This window comes from Corynebacterium auris (assembly GCF_030408575.1).
Taxonomy (GTDB): Bacteria; Actinomycetota; Actinomycetes; order Mycobacteriales; family Mycobacteriaceae; genus Corynebacterium; species Corynebacterium auris.
In genome coordinates this window covers 546,925-566,406 of the sequence record NZ_CP047047.1, presented here as the reverse complement: position 1 = coordinate 566,406, position 19,482 = coordinate 546,925, and the positions used below count along the sequence as shown (strand labels likewise).

General features: G+C 69.6%; 10 protein-coding genes. 2 read left to right on the top strand and 8 right to left on the bottom strand.

Annotation, left to right across the window (positions count from 1 at the left end):
- Positions 1-2: 2 nt before the first annotated feature.
- The 6 genes from CAURIS_RS02740 to acpS form a co-directional block, all read right to left on the bottom strand.
- A complete protein-coding gene (locus CAURIS_RS02740) occupies positions 3-1,151 on the bottom strand; it encodes a 5-(carboxyamino)imidazole ribonucleotide synthase (RefSeq protein WP_290343286.1) in 1,149 nt (382 codons plus the stop codon).
- A 48-nt stretch (positions 1,152-1,199) separates the two neighbouring features.
- Positions 1,200-1,646, bottom strand: a complete 447-nt coding sequence (locus tag CAURIS_RS02735) for a hypothetical protein (protein ID WP_290343285.1) — start codon at positions 1,644-1,646, stop codon at positions 1,200-1,202.
- A gap of 20 nt (positions 1,647-1,666) precedes the next feature.
- Positions 1,667-2,398: a biotin--[acetyl-CoA-carboxylase] ligase gene (locus CAURIS_RS02730; protein ID WP_290342707.1), complete on the bottom strand. Its 732-nt coding sequence runs from the start codon at positions 2,396-2,398 to the stop codon at positions 1,667-1,669.
- Positions 2,399-2,465: 67 nt separating this feature from the next.
- Positions 2,466-3,485, bottom strand: coding sequence for a class 1b ribonucleoside-diphosphate reductase subunit beta (gene nrdF / locus CAURIS_RS02725; protein ID WP_435384016.1), 1,020 nt, complete (start codon positions 3,483-3,485; stop codon positions 2,466-2,468).
- A complete protein-coding gene (nrdI, locus tag CAURIS_RS02720) occupies positions 3,482-3,970 on the bottom strand; it encodes a class Ib ribonucleoside-diphosphate reductase assembly flavoprotein NrdI (protein WP_290342706.1) in 489 nt (162 codons plus the stop codon). Before nrdI ends, nrdF begins: the two co-directional genes overlap by 4 nt.
- A gap of 57 nt (positions 3,971-4,027) precedes the next feature.
- Positions 4,028-4,423: a holo-ACP synthase AcpS gene (acpS, locus tag CAURIS_RS02715; RefSeq protein WP_290342705.1), complete on the bottom strand. Its 396-nt coding sequence runs from the start codon at positions 4,421-4,423 to the stop codon at positions 4,028-4,030.
- 153 nt (positions 4,424-4,576) lie between these two features.
- On the opposite strand from acpS, the gene CAURIS_RS02710 reads away from it, so the two are divergent.
- Both CAURIS_RS02710 and CAURIS_RS02705 read left to right on the top strand, forming a co-directional pair.
- Positions 4,577-6,202 (top strand): acyl-CoA carboxylase subunit beta, encoded by a 1,626-nt coding sequence (locus CAURIS_RS02710; RefSeq protein WP_290342704.1) that lies wholly within the window; start codon positions 4,577-4,579, stop codon positions 6,200-6,202.
- A 39-nt stretch (positions 6,203-6,241) separates the two neighbouring features.
- Positions 6,242-15,196, top strand: coding sequence for a type I polyketide synthase (locus CAURIS_RS02705; RefSeq protein WP_290342703.1), 8,955 nt, complete (start codon positions 6,242-6,244; stop codon positions 15,194-15,196).
- A 123-nt stretch (positions 15,197-15,319) separates the two neighbouring features.
- On the opposite strand, the gene CAURIS_RS02700 is transcribed toward CAURIS_RS02705, so the two are convergent.
- Positions 15,320-18,448: an exonuclease domain-containing protein gene (locus tag CAURIS_RS02700; RefSeq protein WP_290342701.1), complete on the bottom strand. Its 3,129-nt coding sequence runs from the start codon at positions 18,446-18,448 to the stop codon at positions 15,320-15,322.
- Between the two features lie 88 nt (positions 18,449-18,536).
- Positions 18,537-19,463 (bottom strand): polysaccharide deacetylase family protein, encoded by a 927-nt coding sequence (locus CAURIS_RS02695; protein ID WP_290342700.1) that lies wholly within the window; start codon positions 19,461-19,463, stop codon positions 18,537-18,539.
- Positions 19,464-19,482 lie beyond the last annotated feature (19 nt).

The following is a 19,482-nucleotide window of genomic DNA, read 5'->3' as shown; positions in this document are numbered from 1 at the left end:
GCTTACCTCCATTCCGCGTTGACGATGAAGTGCGCGGCGTCCTCGGCCACCGCGCGCACGGCGCCCAAGTCGGTGCCGGTGACGTTGACGTGGCCCATCTTGCGGCCCGGGCGCCAGTCCTTGCCGTAGAGGTGGATCTTGGCCTCGGGGTAGCGGCGCATTACTTCGGTGACACGCTGGCGCATCGGCATCTCCGGGTCGTGGTCCCCGCCGAGGGTGTTCACCATCACGGTGTACGGCGCCACCGAGTCCGTCGCTCCGAGCGGCCAGTCGAGGACGGCCCGCAGGTGCTGCTCGAACTGGCTGGTAACACAGCCGTTCTGGGTCCAGTGGCCGGTGTTGTGCGGGCGCATGGCCAGCTCGTTGACCGCGATGGTGCCGTCCACTTCGAATAGTTCGACGGCGAGCACTCCGGTGACGTCCAGCTCTTGGGCGATGCGCACGGCGAGGTCCTGGCACTGCGCGGCCAGCTCGGCGCCGAGGTCGGGCGCGGGCGCAATGGCCACGCGGCACACGCCGCCGTCCTGGATCGACTCGACGACAGGCCAGGCGCGGACCTCGCCGGAGCGGGTGCGCGCGACCATGGCGGAAAGCTCGCGGTCGAAGGCGATTTTGCGCTCGGCGTAGAGGGGCGTGGAGTGCCCGAGCAGCTCCTTGGCTAGGGACTCGAACTCCTCCGCGGAGGCCGGGAACCACACGCCGTGGCCGTCGTAGCCGCCGCGGGTAGCTTTCAGGCACACCTCGCCGTCGACGAGCTCCCAGAAGTCGCGGGCCTCGGCGGCTGAAGTGATCGGGGCGAACTCAGGCACCGGGGCACCGATGGCGCGCAGCTTCGTGCGCTGCTCCAGCTTGTCCTGGGCGTAGAGGAGGGCTTCGGGGCGGGGCTCGACGGTGACGTGTTCGCCGATCAGCGTCTGCAGGTGTTCGTTGGGCACGTGCTCGTGGTCGAAGGTGACCGCGTCGGCGCCCTCGGTCACCTGCTCCAGCGCTTTAAGGTCTGTGTAATCGCCCAGGCTCACCTCGCCGAAGACCTGGGCGGCGGAGGCGTCCTCGGCGCCGGCCAGAACGCGCATCTCCAAACCGAGCTCGATCGCGGCGGGGTGCATCATGCGGGCGAGCTGGCCGTCGCCGATAACGACGACAGTGGGCATGTCTGCTGAATCCATCACGCCCACCCACATTAGTGCCCAGGGCCGACACTAGCGGTAGCGGGGCGAGCGCACCTGGCCGTTGAGAATCTTCTGCACCTTCTTCGCCCGCCCCACCGCCGGGTACAAAAGCGGCCGGTCAAGGCCGTGGACCCACAGCGACAACCCCGCGCGCGAGCGCCGCACCGAATGGATCTGCTCCAAAGGGATCGAGTCCACGCCGCCGGACCCGCTGCGCGCCAGCACCCGCTGGTTGGTCACCATGAAGCGGCGCCTGCGCGACGCCACGACCGGGCGCACAAACCGCAGCACGACCAGCACCGCCCACAGCGCTACAACGAGGTTTCGAAAGCCCGCCGCTATACCGTTCGCGTCCATCCACCCGATCGCTATCCAGCACACTCCGGTGACCACGATCGTTTCCAACAGCGGGAAGACCAGGCCGGAGGTGGGCTCGCAGGTATCGGCAAGGACGACCTCGCCTTCCCGCACCTTCATCCCAGTCACAGGCGGTTATGTTAGTTCGCCGGGCGCAGGTGAGTCACGTCGCCCGCAGAGTAGGCGGTGCCGTCAATGAGGATTTCGCCGGTCTCGCTCACGCCGTCCACCGTGCCCTCGACGTCGCCGCCCACGCGCTCGAGGCGCACACGCTGCCCGATCGTCGCGCAGACTGCGCGGTAGTCCTGCAGCAGCTGCTCCGCGTCCTCGCGCCACTGGCGCACGCGCTCGCCGAGGGCCAGCAGGATATCAGCGGCAAACGGGTCCCACTCCACGTCGATGCCCTCGAGGTTAAGGGAGGTCGCCGTCTCCACCGGCAGCTCCTCGCGCCGCCACGCGACGTTGATGCCAACGCCCACGACGACGCGTGGGGTCGCGGCGTCGAAGTCCGCCTCGGAGAGGATGCCGGCCAGCTTCCTGCCATGTATCAGCACGTCGTTAGGCCACTTCAGCCGCGCCTCGGGGATGACGTCCGCCACCGCCAGGCCCGTCGCCAGCGGCAGGAGGCCGAGCCGCTCGGCTGGGTCGGCCTCGAGCAGCGCACTGAAGCACAGCTGCGAGCCGCGCGGAGTGACCCAGTTGCGCCCCTTCCGGCCGCGCCCCGCGGTTTGTTCGTCGGCAATAAGGATGTCGCCGGGCGCGCCGCTGGCAAGCAGCTCCGCGTTCGTCGAACCGACCGACTCGACCCACCGCACGTCGCGCCACGTCTCGGCGACCTTGTCCTGGATAAAAGAGATGTCTCGAACTGTCATGCGTTCGAGCATATTGCTTTTCGACGCCACCTCGCCCGCGCCAGCTAGCTTTCCAGTAGGTCCGCCGCTAGAAGTCCCAGTCCTCGTCGTCGGTGTCTTCGGAGGTGCCCATCACGTAGGAGGAACCGGAGCCGGAGAAGAAGTCGTGGTTTTCGTCGGCCCCCGGGGATAGGGCGCTGAGGACCTCGGGCGCGACCTCGGTGTCCTCGGGCGCGAAGTAGGCGGGGTAGCCGAGGTTCATCATCGCCTTGTTGGCGTTGTAGCGGATAAACACCGCCACCCCGTCTGCTAGGCCCAGCGGAGCGTAGAGCTCGCGGCTGTATTCGAGTTCGAGTTCGTAGAGCTCGTCAAGCAGGTCGTGGACGAAGGTGCCCATTTCCTTCCGGCGCGCAGCGGGCTCGGCGTCCAGGCCGCGCTGGTATTTGTACCCGGAGTAGTAGCCGTGCACCGCCTTGTCGCGCAGGATGAGGCGGATCATATCGGCTGTGTTCATCAGCCGCGAGCGCGCCGCCAGGTATAGGGGCAGGTAGAAGCCGGCGTAGAGCATGAGCGAGGAGCACAGAGTGGAGGCCGCCTTCCGCTTCAGCGGGTCCGGGCCGAAATAATGCTCGAGGACCTTCTTCGCGCGCGCTTGCAGCACGTCGTTGCCCACGGCCCAGGCGTAGGCGTCGTCGATCTCCGGGGTACTGGTGAGTGTGGAAAACACCGAGGAGTAGGACTTCGCGTGGATCGACTGCATGAACGCGATGTTGGTGTAGACGGCCTGCTCGTGTTCGGTTTTCGCGTCCTGGATCTGGACGATCTCGCCGACGGTGGCCTGCACGGTATCCAGCATGGTCAGGCCGGTGAACACGCGGATGGTCTGGCGCCGCTGGAGCTCGGGAAGCTGCTTCCAGTCGGGCAGGTCGTTGGACAGCGGGACCTTCTCCGGCAACCAGAAGTTCGCGGTGAGGCGGTTCCACACCTCGAGGTCTTTTTCATCCTGGACGCGGTTCCAGTTAATCGGGCGCAGGCGAGCGCGGGGATCGCGGGCGAACTGCGGGGGCGTGAGGGAGGCGTCGAGAAGCGAGTGCTTGATGGCGCTCACAGGGAAACTTCCTTTCGTGGGGAGGGTTCGGCCGCGGGGCCGAAGAGGGAACACAGAATGCGGTTGGCCGTGTCGACGTCGCGCGGCGTGCCAAGGAGCTCAAAGCGGTGCAGCACGGGGACACCGCACTTTTTCGCGATGATGGGCCCGGCGATGCAGTAGTCGGCGCCGAAGTTGCGGTTGCCGCCCACGATGACGCCGCGGAGGAGGGCGCGGTTGTGGGCATCGTTGAGAAAGGCGATCACCTGGTGCGGCACGGCCCGGGCGCGCCGGCCTCCCCCGTAGGTGGGAACGACCAGCACGTAGGGCCGGTGCACCCGGATCATGCCGTCTTGCCGGGGGCGCAGGGGGATCCGGTTGCCGGGCCGGTCGAGCCGGGCGACGAACCGGTGGGTGTTTTCGCTCACCGAAGAGAAATACACCACGTCACAGCCTTGTTCGCGCGGAATGTCGCGCACGGTGGGGGCGGATGTCCTATCGGTCATACGGGTACGGTAGCAGCCCCGCGCGCCCTTTTTCCAACTAGTGAACTTTAATGTTCATCACATTGAATTCTCGCGCGGGAGAACCACGCACACCGCCACCGCATAGTCCCCGTCGTGGGACAGCGACAGCGACACCACAGGCGGCCCCACCCGCGCCAGCGCGCCGCGCAGCACGATGGCGACGCGCCCGAAGGCGTCGGGCACAACCTCGATCTCGGCGAAGTCCACGGCGTCCGCGGCGACGGGCGGCGGGGAGCCGTAGAGCGACTGGGACCACGCCTTGATATAGGCCTCCTTCGCCGCCCACCGAGCCGCGAGAGAGGCCGCGCGGTTGGGCTTGGCGGCGCAGGCACGCAGCTCGCGCTCGCTGAAGACCGCGCTAAAGCGCGACCCGGGCGTGGCGAGCTGCTCCGCGCACCCCGGGATGTGCACTATGTCCGTCCCGACGTACATCCTGACTCCTTCACAGCAATAGAGTGGCGAAAATCACACCGGCAGCATATCAGCACGGCAACGCCATAACTTACCTTTCAGTAACCTACCAATTCGTAGGTTTTGGTGGTTTGCTGGTTCTAACGAGCGCGGCCAAACCTTAGACTCCCCCGCATGACGGTTTCTTCCCACCTCAGCGAACTGGACGCCCTCGACGGGCCCCAGACCACTGCCCAGAAGATCGCGGACCTGAAGAGGCGCCGCGCCGAAGCACAGACCCCGATGGGCGAGAAAGCTCACGAGAAGGTGCGTGAATCCGGGCGCCTCACCGCCCGGGAGCGCCTGGACTACCTCCTCGACGAGGGCTCCTTCGTCGAGACCGACCAGCTGGTGCGCCACCGCACCCACGAGTTCGGGATGCAGGCGCGGCGCCCGCTCACCGACGGCATCGTCACCGGCTGGGGCACCATCGACGGCCGCGAGGTCTGCGTGTTCTCCCAGGACGGCACCGTCTTCGGCGGGGCGCTCGGCGAGGTCTACGGCGAAAAGATGGTGAAAATCCAACAGCTCGCCGTCACCACCGGCCGCCCGCTCATCGGCCTCTACGAGGGCGCCGGGGCCCGCATCCAGGAGGGCGCGGTCTCCCTCGACTGGATCGCCCAAACCTTCCGCCAGAACGTCGAGGCCTCCGGCGTCGTTCCGCAGATCTCCGTGATCATGGGCGCCTGCGCCGGCGGCAACGCCTACTCCCCTGCGCTGACGGACTTCGTGGTCATGGTGGACCAGAAGTCGCGCATGTTCGTCACCGGCCCCGACGTCATCACCACCGTCACCGGCGAGCAGATCACCCAGGAGGAACTCGGCGGCGCGTGGGTGCACATGACGCAGGCCGGCAACTGCCACTACGTCGCCTCCTCCGACGAGGACGCCCTCGATTGGGTCACCGACCTCGTCGGCTACTTGCCCTCGAGCGCGCGCCACACTCCCCCGGCCGAGCCCGCGGACCCCGAGCCCGAGATCACAGCCGCCGACCTCGAGCTCGACGAGATCATCCCCGACTCGCCCAACCAGCCCTACGACGTGCGCGAGGTGATCACGCGCCTCGCCGACGACGGGGAGTTCTTCGAAATCATGGAAAAGCGCGCGGAGAACGTCGTCACCGCGCTCGCGCGTATCGACGGCGAAGTCGTCGCCTTCCTGGCCAACCAGCCGAGCGTCTTCGCCGGCTGCCTCGACATCGACTCCAGCGAGAAGGCCGCCCGCTTCGTGCGCACCGTCGACGCCTTCAACATCCCCCTCGTGCTGCTCGTCGACGTGCCCGGCTTCCTGCCCGGCGCGAGCCAGGAGCACGGCGGCATCCTGCGCCGCGGCGCGAAGCTGCTCTACGCCTACGCCGAGGCCACGGTGCCCAAGATCACCGTCACCATGCGCAAGTCCTACGGCGGCGCCTACTGCGTGATGGGCTCGAAGGGCCTAGGCGCCGACGTCAACCTCGCGTGGCCCACCGCGCAGATCGCGGTGATGGGCGCGGCGGGCGCCGTCGGCTTCATCAACCGCAAAGAAATCAAGGCCGCCCGCGAGTCCGGGATGGACGGCGAGGAGCTCGCCGAGCTGATCAAGAGCTACGAGCGCGAGTACGAAGACGCCATCTTGAACCCCTACCGCGCCGCCGAGCGCGGGCTGATCGACGCCGTCATCCTGCCCTCGGAGACCCGCCAGGCCGTGGCCGCCAACCTGCGCCTGTACCGGGACAAGACCGTCTCTCGCCCCGCCCGCAAGCACGGCAACATGCCGCTTTAACCCCCGCCCCTTTCTCTTCTCACGAAAGACTTTTCGCCGATGTCGCTCACTCCCCTTTCCTCCATCACCACCCCCGCCATCGTCTTCCAGGGCCAGGGCAGCGCCTGGCAGGCCGCGCTTTCCGACGCCACCACTAGCCCCCTCCTCCACTCCCAGCTGACCGGGCTGCTCGCCGCGGCCCGCGAGCTCACCGGCCCGGTCGCCCGCCCGCTGGCCTCCGCGGTACCGGGGGCCGCCCAGCGCCTGCGCACGCTCATAGACCCGGACCAGCCCGCCGACACCGCGGACATCGACGCCTTCCCCGCCGTCAGCGTGCCCGGCATCGTCCTCGCCCAGATCGCTGCGGTGGAGCAGCTGCGCTCGCTGGGCCTCGACGTCGACGGCGCGATCCTCGCCGGCCACTCCCAGGGCAGCCTCGGCGTGGCGGCGGTGCGCCACCCCGAACACGCGCTCGCCTTCGCGCTCATCCTGGGCGCCGCCGCCTCCGCGACCCACGGGGCGGGCGACACGGCCCCCCGGATGCTCAGCGTGCGGGGGTTGCACCGGGGGGACGTCGACAAGCATGCGGGCGAGCTCGTCTCGGTGATCAACGGGCCGCACCACGTCGTGCTGGCGGGCGAGCCCGGCGAGCTCGACGCCGCCCGCGGGCGCATCGAGGCCTTCGCCGCGGCGTACAACGCGCGCCTTGAGGCGGCGGAGTTCGGCGGTTCCGAAATCGCCCCGCTTTTCGACGCCCTCCCCGTCGCCTACCCCTTCCACTCGCCCACCAACACCGCGGCCGTCGAGCTGGCCGCCGAGTGGGCAGAAAAATGCGGCATTGACCTCGGCGAGGACTCCCCGCGCGAGCTGGCCCAGGCGATCCTGGTGGACACCCACGACTGGCCCGCGAAGGTGCGCGAGCTCCTCGGCGCCGCTCCGAGCCACATCCTCTCGCTCGACTCTGCGGTGTCCACCATTACCGCGAAGCTCACCGCGGGCACCGGCGTGGCCGTGGTTACGGTCGATTCCGCCGCCAAGCGCGACAACCTGGCCGTGCCCGGCGCGAGCCTGCCGCAGGCGGCCGACTACTCGCGCTACGCCCCGCGCCTGGTTCGCCTGCCCGACGGCAAGACCTACACCCAGACGCGCTTTTCCACGCTCACGGGTCTATCGCCGGTCATCCTCGGCGGCATGACGCCCACCTCCGCCGACGGCGAGATCGTCGCCGCGGCTGCCAACGCCGGCTACTGGACGGAACTCGCCGGCGGCGGCATGTACTCCGAGGACGTATTCAACGAGCACAAGAACACCCTCGTGGAGCGGCTTGAGCCGGGGCGCACCGCGCAGTTCAACACCATGTTCTTCGACCGCTTTTTGTGGAACATGCACTTCGGGCAGACCCGCATGGTGCCCAAGGCCCGCGCCGCCGGGGCCCCCTTCAACGGCGTGTGCGTCTCGGCCGGCATCCCCGAGGTCGAGGAGGCCACCGAGCTGCTCGCGCAGCTGCACGCCGACGGCTTCCCCTACGTTGCCTTCAAGCCCGGCACCACCAAGCAGATCCGCGACGCGCTGGCCATCGCGGACGCCAACCCCGAGGTGCCCATCATCCTCATGATCGAGGACGGCCACGCCGGCGGCCACCACTCGTGGGTGGACCTGGACGACATGCTCATTGACACCTACGCCGAGGTCCGCTCCCGCGACAACGTCTACCTCGCGGCCGGCGGCGGCATCTTCTCCCCCGAGCGCGCCGCCGAGCTCATCACCGGCAGCTGGGCCGCCCGCTGGGAGCTGCCGCACATGCCCGTCGACGCCGTCTTCATCGGCACCGTCGCCATGGCCACCAGGGAGGCCAAGGCGACCGACTCCGTCAAGGACCTGCTGGTCAACACCGCCGGGATCAAACCGGAGGACAACGGCGGCTGGGTCTCGCGCGGCACCGCCCGCAACGGCGTCGCCTCCTCCCAGAGCCACCTGCTGGCGGACATCCACGACCTGGACAACTCCTTTGCCAAGGCGTCGCGGCTGATCACCAACATGCCCATCGAGGACTACGAGCCCCGGCGCGAGGAGATCATCGCCGCGCTGGCAAAGACCTCCAAGCCCTACTTCGGCGACGTGGAGACCATGACGTACGCCGAGTGGGTCGAACGCTTCGTGGAGCTGGCCCACCCGTTCGTCGACGCCTCCTGGCACGCGCGCTTCCACTCGCTGCTCCAGCGCGTCGAGGCGCGCCTGAACGAGGCCGACCACGGCGAGATTGACACCCTCTTCCCGGAGGCGGGGGTGGACGCCCCTCGGGCCGTCGAGAAGCTGCTCGCGGCCTACCCGCAGGCGCGGGAGGCGACCGTCTCCCCGCGCGACGCCGCGTGGTGGATCGGCCTGCACTACGCCTACCCCAAGCCGATGCCGTGGGTCCCGGCGATCGACGGCGACCTGAAATCGTGGTTTGGCAAGGACACGCTGTGGCAGGCCCAGGACGAGCGCTACACCGCCGACCAGGTGCGCATCATCCCCGGCCCCGTGGCGGTGGCGGGTATCACGAAGAAGAACGAGCCCGTCGCCGAGCTGCTCGCCCGCTTCGAAGGAGCGGCAACGCAGTCGCTTCAGGGCGCCGGCACCCCCGTCCACGGCCTCTACTCCCGCCTCGCGGACGCGGAAAGCGTCGAGGAGTACCTGCGCGCCGCGCCGACGCTGGTCTGGCACGGCCACCTCATGGACAACCCCGCGCACACGATGCGGCCCGAGGCCTACGAGATCGTCCGCGAGGATGACGGCTGGGCCATCCGGGTGATCACCGACTCCGCCTGGGACGACCTGCCGGAGAGCCAGCGCCCCTTCTACGTGCGCGAGGTGACCATCCCCATCGACCTGCCCTCTGGCGTGGCCACTGGCGGCTCGCCGGTGGTCTCCGACGAGCGCCTGCCGCGCTCCGTGTACACGCTGCTCGCCGGGCTGGCCGGCGTGGGCTCCACCTCCGAGGCGGGCGACGCCATCACCGAGATGCCGCGCATCGCCGAGGGCTCCGTCACCGCCGACGCTCCCTTCGGCGTGGCCACCTCGTCCTTCACCTTCCCCGCCTCCCTGCTCCGGGTGCACACCGCCGTCACCGGCGCGGCGCTGGGCACGGACGTGCCCGCCGGCACCCCGGACGCGCTCGTCGGGCCGTGCTGGCCCGCGATCTACACCGCGCTCGGCTCCGGCCTGCTGCCCAGCGGCTTCCCCGTCATCGAGGGCCTGCTCAACGCGGTGCACCTCGACCACGTCATCGACCTGCGCGTGCCGCTCGCTGAGCTTGCCGACGGCCGCACCATCACCGTCACTTCCCGCTGCAGCGCCATCGACGAGTCCGCCTCCGGGCGCATCGTCACCGTGGAGCTCGAGCTCCGCGACGGCGAGCGGCTCGTGGCCACCCAGATGCACCGCTTCGCCATCCGCGGGCGCGCCACCGTGGCCACCCCGCCGCAGCCGGCCCCCGCCTTCGGCGGCGGCGCCGACGCCGGGCTCGTGGAGGCCACGCCGCGCTCCTTCGTCGACCGCGCCACGGTCACCGCCCCGCACGACATGACCCCCTTTGCGCTGGTCTCGGGCGACTACAACCCGATCCACACCTCCTTCAACGCCTCCGGCCTGGTCGGCCTCAAGGCCCCGCTGGTGCACGGCATGTGGCTCTCGGCCACCGCGCAGCACCTCGCCGGGCGCCACGGGGCCGTGACCGGCTGGACCTACTCCATGTACGGCATGGTGCAGCTCGACGACGAGGTGGAGATCACCGTCGAGCGCGTCGGCCGCGTCGGCGTGCGCCCCGCACTGGAGGTGACCTGCCGCATCGGCGGCGAGGTCGTCTCCCGCGGCCAGGCGCTGCTCGCCCAGCCGACGACCGCGTACGTCTACCCCGGCCAGGGCGTGCAGTCCGAGGGTATGGGCGCCGCCGACCGCGACGCGAGCCCGGCGGCCCGCGAGATCTGGCGCCGCGCCGACCGCCACACCCGCTCCCACCTCGGCTTTTCCATCCGCCGGATCGTAGACGAGAACCCGACCTCCCTCACGGTGCGTGGCACCGAGTTCAAGCACCCGCAGGGCGTTTTGCACCTGACGCAGTTCACCCAGGTGGCGCTCGCCGTCGTCGCCTACGCGCAGACGGAGCGCCTGCGGGTGGGCAACGCCCTGGCGTCGGGGGCGTTGTACGCCGGTCACTCTCTCGGCGAGTACACCGCGCTGGCCTCCCTGGCGAACATCTTCGACCTCGAGGCCGTCATCGACATCGTCTACTCCCGCGGCTCCGCGATGGGCTCGCTCGTGCCGCGCGACGCCGAGGGCAACTCCGAGTACGGCATGGGGGCGCTGCGCCCGAACATGATCGGCGTCGCCGCCGACGAGGTCGAAGGCTACGTCGCCCGCGTGGCGGAGCGCACCGGGGAGTTTTTGGAGATTGTCAACTACAACATCTCCGGCCAGCAGTACTCCGTGGCCGGCACGAAGAAGGGCCTGACCGCCCTGGCGCAGGCCGCGAACTCCGTGCGCGAGCGCGCCTTCGTCACCGTCCCCGGCATCGACGTGCCCTTCCACTCGCGCGTGCTGCGCGACGGCGTGCCCGCCTTCGCCGACAAGCTCGACGAGCTGCTGCCCGCCACCATCGACGCCGACACCCTCGTCGGGCGCTACGTGCCCAACCTCGTGGCCCGCCCCTTCGAGCTCACGCAGGACTTCGTCGACGCCATCACCGCCGTCGTGCCCGCCGAGCGCCTGCGCGGCCTCGACGTGGGCGCCGCCGAGCGCGACGAGCTGGCGCGCACCCTCCTCATCGAGCTTCTGGCCTGGCAGTTCGCCTCCCCGGTGCGCTGGATCGAAACCCAGGACCTGCTGCTCGAGCGCGTCGACCAGATCATCGAGGTCGGCCTCGCCTCCTCCCCGACGCTCACCAACCTGGCCAAGCGCGAGATGGACGTCGTGGGCCGCCACGTGCCGGTGCTCAACGTCGAGGCGGAACAGGACCGCGTCATGCTCAACGACGTCGTCGCCGCTCCGGAGCCCGAGGTGGCCGAGCCGGAGCCGGACGTGTCGGAGCCGGACGTGTCGGAGCCCGCCCCCGCCGCGGCGCCCGCTGCAGAGCCCGCGGCGCCCGCGGCCCAACCCGCCCCGGAGGCGGCCGGGACCCCCGCCACCGACCTGCCCTTCGGCGCCGCCGAGGCGATCACGGTGCTCTTCGCCTTCCAGAACAAAATCCGCCCCGAGCAGATCTCCGCTTCGGACACCATCGAGGAGCTCACCGGCGGCGTGTCCTCGCGCCGCAACCAGCTGCTCATGGACATGTCCGCCGAGCTGGGCGTGCCCGCCATCGACGGCGCCGCCGAGGCCGACGTGGCCACCCTGCGCGAGCGCGTCACCACCGCCGCGCCCGGCTACTCCCCCTTCGGCAGCGTCCTGGGCGAGGCCATCACCTCCCGCCTGCGCACACTCCTCGGCGCCGCGGGCCTGAAGCCCGGCTACGTGGCCGAGCAGGTCACCGGCGCCTGGGGCCTGCCCGCCAGCTGGAGCGCGCACGTGGAGGCGGAGATCCTGCTGGGCACTCGCGCGGAAGAATCGGTGCGCGGCGGCTCGCTGACCACGCTGCCGGGCGTGGCCTCCAAGGCGGACGCGGCGGCGCTCGTCGACGCGGCCGTGGGCAACGTCGCCGCCCGCCACGGCCAGGCCGTGTCCAAGGGCGCGGCCGCCACCGGCTCCGGCGGCGGGGTGGTCGACTCGGCGGCGCTGGACGCCTACCGGGCCGAGGTCACCGACACGCTCGTGTCCACGGCGCGCACCCTGTTGAGCAAGCTCGGCGTCGAGGAGGCCTACCCCGAGGTCGAGGCGCCGGACACGACGGTGCTCGACACCATCGAGGCCGAGCTCGGCGCCGGCTGGGTCGAGCAGGTCACCCCGGTCTTCGACGAGCGCCAGGCCGTGCTTTTCGACGACCGCTGGGCGCAAGCCCGCGAGGACCTCGCGCGCGTGGCCCTCGGAGAGGCCGACATCGCGGTCGAGCGCTTCGCCGGCACCGGGCCCGTCGTCGCCGAGCAGGCGCAGTGGTACGCCGAGCGCGGCTACTCCGGCCCGCTGGCGCGGATCGCCGAGGCGGCGCTCGACAGCCCGCAGCTGCCGTACGCCGGCGACGTCGCCCTGGTCACCGGCGCCGCCCCCGGCTCGATTGCCACGGCGCTGGTGGAGCGGCTGCTCGAGGGCGGCGCCACCGTGATCATGACGGCCTCGCGCGTCTCCCAGGCGCGCAAGGAGTTCGCCCGCACCCTCTACCGCGACCACGCCTCGGCGGGGGCCGCGCTCTGGCTGGTGCCGGCGAACCTGTCCAGCTACCGCGACATCGACGCGCTGACCTCCTGGATCGGCGCCGAGCAGCGCGAAACGGTGGGCAACGAGGTCCGCGTGATCAAGCCGGCCCTGACCCCCACCCTGGCGTTCCCCTTCGCCGCGCCCGGCGTGTCCGGCTCGCTGGCGGAGGTCGGCGGCAACGCCGAAACCCAGGCGCGCCTCCTGCTGTGGTCGCTCGAGCGCACCATCGCGCGCCTGTCCGAGCTGGCGCAGGCCGCCGACGACTTCCCGGCCACCCGCACCCACGTGGTCCTGCCGGGCTCGCCCAACCGCGGCACCTTCGGCGGCGACGGCGCCTACGGCGAGGTCAAGGCCGCGCTCGACGCGGTGGTGAACAAGTGGTCCTCCGAGACCGGCTGGCCCGAAGGCGTCACCCTGGCGCAGGCCCGCATCGGCTGGGTCGCCGGCACCGCGCTCATGGGCGACAACGACGTGCTCGTCCCCGCCGCCGAGAAGGCCGGCATCCACGTGTGGAGCCCCGAGGAGATCTCCGCCGAGCTCATGGGGCTGGTCACCCCCGAGGCCCGGGCGCGGGCCGCGGAGGCGCCGCTCGACCTGGACCTCACCGGTGGCCTGAGCGAGGCGGGCATCTCGATCGCCGAGCTCGCCCGCGGCGCGGAGGTTGAGGACGGCGCCGAGGGGGCGTCGACACGCGACAGCGCGATCAAGGCCCTGCCCAACGTGGCCACCCCGGAGCAGCCGGAGGGCGCGCAGGTCGGCGAGGTGGCGTGCAGCCTCGACGACATGATCGTCATCGTCGGCCTCGGCGAGGTGTCCTCCTGGGGCTCCGGGCGCACCCGCCGCGAGGCCGAGTACGGCATCCGCCGCGACGGCTCGGTCGACCTCACCGCCGCCGGCGTGCTCGAGCTGGCCTGGATGACCGGCCTGGTCACCTGGTCCGAAGACCCGACACCCGGCTGGTACGACGCCGAGGGCAACGCCGTCGCCGAGGAGGACATCTACGAGCGCTTCCGCGACGAGGTGGTCGCCCGCGCCGGCGTGCGCGAGCTGACGGACAAGTACTTCCTCACCGACAAGGGCTCCATCGACCTCGCCGAGGTCTACCTCGACCGCGACATCACCTTCACCGTCGACAGCGAGGCCACGGCCCGCGACATCGAGGTCGCCGACCCGAGCAAGACGAAGGTCGAGCTTATCGACGGCGAATGGACCGTCACCCGCCTCGCCGGCGCCACCGCCCGCGTGCCGCGCAAGGCCACGCTGTCGCGCACCGTCGCCGGCCAGATGCCCGACGACTTTGACCCCTCGCGCTGGGGCATCCCCGCGCAGATGGTGGACAACATGGACCGGATCTCCGTGTGGAACCTGGTCACCGCCGTCGACGCCTTCGTCGGCGCCGGGTTCACCCCCGCCGAGCTGCTGCGCGCCGTCCACCCCGTCGACGTCGCCTCCACCCAGGGCACCGGCATCGGCGGCATGGAGTCCCTGCACCAGGTGTTCGTCTCCCGCCTGCTCGGCGAGGAGCGCCAGACCGACATCCTGCAGGAGGCGCTGCCCAACGTCGTCGCAGCCCACGTCATGCAGTCGCTGGTGGGCGGCTACGGCTCGATGATCCACCCGGTCGGCGCCTGCGCCACCGCCGCGGTGTCCATCGAGGAGGCCGTGGACAAGATCGCCGTGGGCAAGGCCGACTTCGTCGTCGCCGGCGGCATCGACGACGTCCAGATCGAGTCGCTCGAGGGCTTCGGCCAGATGAACGCCACCGCAGAGACCGCCGCGATGACCGCGAAGGGCATCTCCGAGCGCTTCATCTCCCGGGCCAACGACCGCCGCCGCGGCGGCTTCCTCGAGGCAGAGGGCGGCGGCACCGTGCTCATCGCGCGCGGCACCGTCGCCGCCTCGCTGGGGCTGCCGGTGCGCGCCGTCATCGCCTACGCCTCCTCCTTCGGCGACGGCGCCCACACCTCCATCCCGGCGCCCGGCCTGGGCGTGCTCGGCGCGGCGCGCGGCGGCACGGATTCCCGCCTGGCCCGCTCGCTGGCCTCGCTCGGGCTCTCGCCCGACGACGTCACCGTGCTGTCCAAGCACGACACCTCCACCAACGCCAACGACCCGAACGAGTCCGAGCTGCACTCCATCCTGTGGCCGGCCATCGGCCGCGACGCCCGCGCGCCCCTCTACGTCATCTCCCAGAAGACGCTCACGGGCCACGCCAAGGCCGGCGCGGCATTGTTCCAGGTCGGCGGGCTTATCGACGTCCTCACCACCGGCACCGTCCCCGCCAACGCGTCGCTCGACTGCGTCGACCCGCTGGTGGGCGCCAAGGCCCGCAACCTTGTGTGGCTGCGCGCCCCGCTGGCCCTGGGCGCCGGCAGCGTGAAGGCCGCCGCCCTGACCTCCCTGGGCTTCGGCCACGTCGGTGCACTTGTGGTGCTGGCGCACCCGGGCGTGTTCGAGGCGGCGCTGGCTGCTTCAGGCGCGTCTGTTTCCGAGTGGCGCTCGCGGGCCACCGCCCGCCTGCGCGCCGGCGCCGGCTGGCTCGAGGCGGGCATGACCGGCCGCCGCGAGCTGTTCACGCAGGTGGAGAACCGGCGCTTCGCCGAAGGCAACGTTCACTACGGCGAGATCGCGCTGCTGCTCGACCCGGACGCGCGGCTCGGGGAGGACGGGGTGTACCCGCGCGGGTAAACCCGCCCCCAGGTTAAGAACTAAACGGCAAGAATCCCCGGTTTCGCTCGTCTCCGGTGGATTCTTGCCGTTTTGTTCTTGCCGAAACCGAGTGAACCAGGCCCGCGGCAGCCTGGATCGCGTCTAGAGGCTGCGCAGGATTTCCGCGAGGTCGTCCTGGCGCCGGTGGCCGAAAATCGCAGTGCTGCGGCGGCGCGGAGCACCAGGGTCAAGCCCAAGGGCCTCGTTGATTGATTCCTGCGCCGCCTCCGGGGTCTCGGCCAGTGCTGGATCGAGGCCCATCGTGGACAGAAGAAGCGCCAGCCCCTGCAGGGATTCGTCGAATGGCGGAGCCGAGACGACGTCGAAAGTATCGGCCCCGAAGCGTAGCCACACGCGTTCGCCCGCAGCCGTTTGCAGGGAGTCGAGGAAACGCCTGATGGTGGAGGTGGAGACCTGCTTCAGCCGGTTGACCCGCACGTGCTGTTCTCCGAGGCGGCTCGGAATTGCCACTGAGTCGTTGACGCCGACTTTGTACAGTCCCGCCACGCCGCGCGGCACGGGGAACCCAGAGCCACGGAGGTGGTCCGCGTTCACCGTTACCAGTAGATGCCAGGCGCCGTCGCGGAAGTAGAGGTGCTTGGAATCTTCCGGCCCGTCCGCGATCACCTCGTCGGTTGCCTCCGCACGCGTCACGACGCCATCAGACAGCGAAAAGTCAGATGACGCCGCATACGCCCGCACGGAGGATTCGCTGATCCGCAGGCGGTCTGCCTCCGCGATCAAATCGCTCAAGAGCACGGAGCCTGTGTCGGATTCATCCACCCGCCGTCCGATCCACTCCGCGATCGTGCTGAAATCTTCCAATCCCCATTCGGTCAGAGCGTAGGTTGAGTTCGCCACACGCGAGATTCTGTCGTCCACGGCAAGCTGATTCGCCATAGACCGCACATTGGCGTCCGATTGGAGGGCCTCGGCAATCTGCTCGATCGTCATAGGTTCGCCGCTCACCGAGAGAACAGCCGCTGCCCTGTCCTGGTGGTTTCGAGCCAACGCCATGGTGCCGTCGGGGAGGTCGATGTAGCCGGGTTTGTCCTCCAACCAGGTGCGGAGAATCTCCTCGGCCAGGTGCAGCTCGGCTGCGACCTCTGCCGGGCTGAAAACACCGTAGGCGTTCGAGTTCCTGGCGAGGAGTGTGTCGACCGTGTCCGCAAACCCGGGGGCGGAGATCCAAGCCCCGTCATTCTCCCACGCGTTGAACATGTGCCGGAAGTACTCCTCCGCGGTGCGCGCGAGTACGGGCTCCTCCTGCCAGAGGCCTGGCAGGATCTCCTGGGCCGCCGAGACCTGCACGAGGGGGCCCAGGCGCTTTGCCAAAAGTTTCGCGGTTTCCGCACTCAGCTGGGATTTCGCGTCAAAACCGTTCCGCAGCTGCTTCTCAATCTGCCTGATTCGCTCCCGCGTGACGCCGAATTGCGCGCCCAGTTCGTCGAGGGTCGCTTCGCCCAGCCAGCGGAGGGAGGCGATCGCGAGGGAGCGTGCGTCGTGGATGCAGACGTCGACAAGCTCACTGAGGCACGCTTTGAGCAGGGTAGATACGGTTTCCTCGCCGCTTCCGGGGAAAGGTGCTCCGGCGAGCGCGGCCCATCCCTTGACCACCTCTAGCTGGTCAATCGGCTTTTCCAAGGAGTCTTCCGCAGCGTAAATGTCGCCGTCGAGGAAACCGCTTGTCTCGCCATAGGCGCCGTCTTCGTCGATGGCGGCGAGCACCACCGCTTCGACGAGGCGCTGGAGCCGCTTTGCGCCCACGCCGGGGATGTCTCTCAAATCGTGCACGGTGGCTTCGAGCATGTGCTCGAAGCGAAAGGCCCACTGCCGGGCAATGCCCTCGGTGCTCGAACGCGAAAGGTCTATGACGTGCCGCGGGCTAAGCACCGAAGAGACGCGGTAGAGGGGTTCGGAGGCTTTGTGCTCGATCCAGAGGGCGGCGACCGTCTCGGCAGTCAACGCGCCGCCGTACACGTCGGTGCCGAGGTGGTCGAGCCACGCGAAACCGAGCCACTCCTCCGTGGGTGTTTCCCCGGTCGGGTGCGGCTCGAGTTGCGAGACAAGTCGTGCAAAGCTCTGCTCGTCGACGATCGGGATCATGAGTTCACGGGCTCGCGCCGCTTTGCCGCTCATCGAGTCGGGGTTGGCCGAGACGACAACGACGGTCTTCTTCATCACACCGCCCGGCACCAGCCCGACCCCGGTTGCTCTGCGCTCCCATTCCTCGCGCGGCAGGTCCAGCGAGCCGGTGAAGGCGACCCGGTCCCCGGTTTTCAGGGCGAAGCGCGCGGAGGCGTCGCCGTCGACGGGCTCCGCCAGGAGCGAAGCGACGAGGCCCGCCGACACACCGAGATCGCCGGCGAGTCGGGTCAAGACACTCCGTTCGCTGTCAGTGATGACTCCGTCGAGCCACGCCTCCACGGCGAGCTGGCGGACGACCTCCTCGTGTGTCTGCTTGATGTCATCGACCGAGAGGCCGTCGGCAAGCGCAATGCTGCCCAGATGCTGAATTTCTGAGGCGGAGAGGTTGTTATCGACCAAGCTGGCCGCGAGCGCACGGCGGTAGCGCTCCGAGGCGCCGGCCCCGGACGCAGGCAGCGAGCCGGCCAACCGCGCCAGCCAGTGCTCCTCGCCCGATACCGTATCTTGGCGGGACAGGGTGCGGGGCTTTTCCACCTGAGGACATTCGGCCGCGATGGCCCTGAGGCGGGGCAGCACAGCCCCGTGTGAGCGCGTCAAAACCCGGAGAAGATCCGCCGTAGCCTGGGCGTCCGCGAGCGCTGAATGCGCGTGGGGGTTCTCCACGCGGGCGAGCGCGATCGAATCCGAAAGCTTGGAAGTACCCAGGTGGCGCTGCGAGAGCACCATGGTGTCGAGCCACTCGATGTGGCGCACGTTAAGTGCGATCCCCGCGGCTTCGAACTCACGGGTAAGGAAGCGTTTTTCAAAGCTCGCGTTGTGCGCAACCGGCACCCGCCCGCTGAGAAGACCGGCAACGTAGGGCGCAACGTCGGCGAATACCGGGGCATGGACGAGCTGAGAGGCCGTCACCTTGTGGATGTGGGTATTCGGGATGTCGCGGTTCGGCTGGACGAGGGTATCCCAGGTCCCCTCAACCTCGAGGTCCGCGTTCAGCAGCACCACCCCGATCTCGACAATCCTGTCGGTCTGACCGAAACCCGTGGTTTCGAGGTCCACCACCGCGTACCCGTGGGAAGCCGCCATCATTACTCCTTGCGATTCGTTGGGGCCGCCGACTGCCAAGTCGTACATGAACCGCACGATGCCTGAAAACGGACACAGGGCATACAGCTCACGCGGTTGTGGCGAGTTTACCGCAGGTGCGATCTCTGCACTCGCCGGGCGCCTCCCCCAGCTTCGCAAACGTAAAACCCGCCTCTCGCAGCTGCGGGATCGCCTCCCTGACACCGTCGGCCGTGCCCCGCCCGGGCTGGTTCATGTGCATGAGCACGATTGCCCCCGGGGCGGCCTGCCGCAGGTGGCTGGCCACAGCGGCGCCGGGCAGGGTGGCGCCCGCGTCCCCGTTGACGGCGAAGCCGGCGAGGCTGACGCCGAGCTCGCGCGCGATGTCCACCGCGACGTCGTCGTAGAAGGCGGTGCCCGAGCGGAACCAGTTCGACTCCACGCCGAGGAACTCCCGCAGGAACCGGCGGTTGCCCTCGATCTCCTCGACCAGCTCCGCGGCGCTTTCGGTGCCGGGGATGCCGTAGGCGGCGCGGCCGTTGACCGACAGCGGCTTGTGCAGGGTGCCGTGGTTTTCGATCTGGAACAGCGGGTTCTGCGCGATGTCCCGCGCCCGCTGCGGGTTCTGCTCGATCCAGCGCTTGTTCCAGAACAGGGTCGCCGGCACGGCCTGCTGCTCGAGGAGGGCGAGCAGGGGGTCGTCGATAAGCGAGCCGTGCGGCCCGCCGCAGGCGTCGAAGGTCAGGGCGATCGACGTCGAGCTCGGGTCGAGCGCCTCCACGATCCCCGGCAGGTCGTAGCCCCACACGCGGGGCTCGGCGCTGTCGTACTTCGCCGCGACGTCCGCGGGCAGAGGCTTATCGACGTCCACCCTCGCCGTTTTGGTCGCCGAGGGCGTCGGCTGCTCCGGGGGCGCCTCCCCGCCTCCCGCGCCCTGCGGCGCCGCGCACGACGCCGCGCCGAGCAGCGGTAATGCCAGGCCCGCGAGGAGGGCGTCGCGTCGGCTCACGAGGCGGGGCGGAGGCACTTTTCCCATGTCAGCGGATTCTATTGGG

Bases quoted from the DNA above. Each gene is read 5' to 3' on its own strand.
- nrdI (WP_290342706.1), bottom strand. From the start codon at position 3,970: ATGACCGATAGGACATCCGCCCCCACCGTGCGCGACATTCCGCGCGAA.
- CAURIS_RS02730 (WP_290342707.1), bottom strand. From the start codon at position 2,398: ATGACAGTTCGAGACATCTCTTTTATCCAGGACAAGGTCGCCGAGACG.
- CAURIS_RS02700 (WP_290342701.1), bottom strand. From the start codon at position 18,448: ATGGCGGCTTCCCACGGGTACGCGGTGGTGGACCTCGAAACCACGGGT.
- CAURIS_RS02710 (WP_290342704.1), top strand. From the start codon at position 4,577: ATGACGGTTTCTTCCCACCTCAGCGAACTGGACGCCCTCGACGGGCCC.
- acpS (WP_290342705.1), bottom strand. From the start codon at position 4,423: ATGTACGTCGGGACGGACATAGTGCACATCCCGGGGTGCGCGGAGCAG.
- CAURIS_RS02740 (WP_290343286.1), bottom strand. From the start codon at position 1,151: ATGCCCACTGTCGTCGTTATCGGCGACGGCCAGCTCGCCCGCATGATG.
- CAURIS_RS02695 (WP_290342700.1), bottom strand. From the start codon at position 19,463: ATGGGAAAAGTGCCTCCGCCCCGCCTCGTGAGCCGACGCGACGCCCTC.
- CAURIS_RS02735 (WP_290343285.1), bottom strand. From the start codon at position 1,646: ATGAAGGTGCGGGAAGGCGAGGTCGTCCTTGCCGATACCTGCGAGCCC.
- CAURIS_RS02705 (WP_290342703.1), top strand. From the start codon at position 6,242: ATGTCGCTCACTCCCCTTTCCTCCATCACCACCCCCGCCATCGTCTTC.